The organism is Alistipes sp. ZOR0009, assembly GCF_000798815.1.
GTDB lineage: Bacteria > Bacteroidota > Bacteroidia > Bacteroidales > ZOR0009 > Acetobacteroides.
The window spans coordinates 1-1,552 of record NZ_JTLD01000107.1 but is presented as its reverse complement, the minus strand read 5'-3'; the positions used below and the strand labels follow the sequence as shown (position 1 = coordinate 1,552).

At 46.8% G+C, this 1,552-nt stretch carries 2 protein-coding genes; one reads left to right on the top strand and one right to left on the bottom strand.

Translation table 11 applies throughout. The features are described 5' to 3' along the window. Window positions 1-199, top strand: a 199-nt coding sequence (locus tag L990_RS20465) for a hypothetical protein (RefSeq protein WP_231562299.1), incomplete at its 5' end; no start/stop codon positions are given. A 1,044-nt stretch (window positions 200-1,243) separates the two neighbouring features. Here L990_RS20465 and L990_RS20125 read toward each other — a convergent pair. Continuing rightward, a complete protein-coding gene (locus L990_RS20125; RefSeq protein ID WP_156121656.1) occupies window positions 1,244-1,462 on the bottom strand; it encodes a hypothetical protein in 219 nt (72 codons plus the stop codon). Window positions 1,463-1,552: the final 90 nt, after the last annotated feature.

The window sequence follows — 1,552 nt, the reverse complement described above, 5'->3', positions numbered from 1 at the left end:
GCAGCCCTTTTTTTCGCTCATGCAAGGCATTCTTTCGCTCAAACAAGCACTACTGTCGCTTATTTTAGGCACAGCGCCTCATATTTTAGGCGCAGCGTTCGAAATTTCGGGCATAGTGCTGCATATTTTGGCCATAGTGTTGCTCATTTTTGCCATTCTAGCCCTAAAAACAGGCTCACATTCCTTAATTCAAGCCTAAATATATTAATGAACCAAAAACTTTTTGGCTTGTAGCCCTTTCTTTTTGGCTTGTAGAGGCTTGTTTTTGAGCTGTAAGTATTGGTATTCTGTATATTAATGCTTTTGTTGTTGTGTTAAATGGCGCTTAGCTCCATTTTTAGGTGAGTACACCGCTACCATTTTAGCTACCGCTTGGCAGCTGGTTATCACCTCCTGTTTTGTTTGGTTTAGTTAACAGTAATGCCTTTTTGCAAAAAGGCTGCTTGGCTGCTCTTTCTTGGGAGAGGAAGGGATGCTGGGTTGCGTCTTCGTCCTTGCCAAGCAGCAGCCACCTGCCCGCCATCCAAATGTAGCAAAAAAGCAAAGTGCAACTGCTGATAGTAGCAATAGCATTTAGATGTTTTCTTCCCGCTACTTTTTTGGCGCAAAAAAGTAGCACAAAAAACAGGGCGAAAATTAACTCGCACCGTCGGCTAATAGGTACTTAGATTTATGGAAAAAGGTAGCAGAACGATTCCCGTTTACGATTTTGGTTACGAACGACCTACCGAGCGTTGCTCAAACATCTATTTTCGCCGTTGGCTGTGTGGCTAACGCCACAATTGTTTACGGATGGGAGCTTGGCGACTTTTTGTACGACAGTGGCCGAAGGTAGCTGGTCGAGTATCATCCCAGCGTAGCCCTCCTCAACGCTGTCATCCCAGCGTAGCCCTTCTCAACGCTGTCATCCCGGCGTAGGCCGGAACCGTAGCGCAGCGAAGTTCGACGAAGTCAATCTCCTACACTCTGCACATGCCCTCCCTTTCTATTAACATTTCTGCCAGCTCGCAGGAGATCCCGTGACCAGCACGGGATGACACGCTTTTTGGATCGTTCCTATTGTAGCCAGGCTCATAGGTTCGGTGTTCCTTCGGTTATCCTTCAGTCTGGCTCGGTAAAGGAGTTAAGAAACCTCGAAGTACTTTTTGCCAAGTTGGCAGTATGAAAAAGTACAGAGCAGCCGTGGTGTGGCTGCGCTGGTGCTATGGCGACTCTTATAGCTAGATAATGTGCTGACTCCCGCTTACTGCTGCTTGTAGTGCTCTATTACGCTTTCATAAGCAGCAAGTTCATTGGAATAATCGTCGCCTTCCTCAATATACTTCTTGTAAATTGCAAGTGTGTTCTGGCAAAACATATCATATAGCGGAGAGCCGCATAGCTTCGCTATCACCATCATCTTAATGTGCTTGTACGACCCACCAAAGTAGCGATTACGCTCATCGAGTGTATCCAAGCTCATCCACAGGTCGAGCACTGTAGTACTCCATCTGCTCCACCACCTCGGCAAAGCGCTCCTTTAACGGTAAGAGGTACGCTGCCAGCTCCTCCT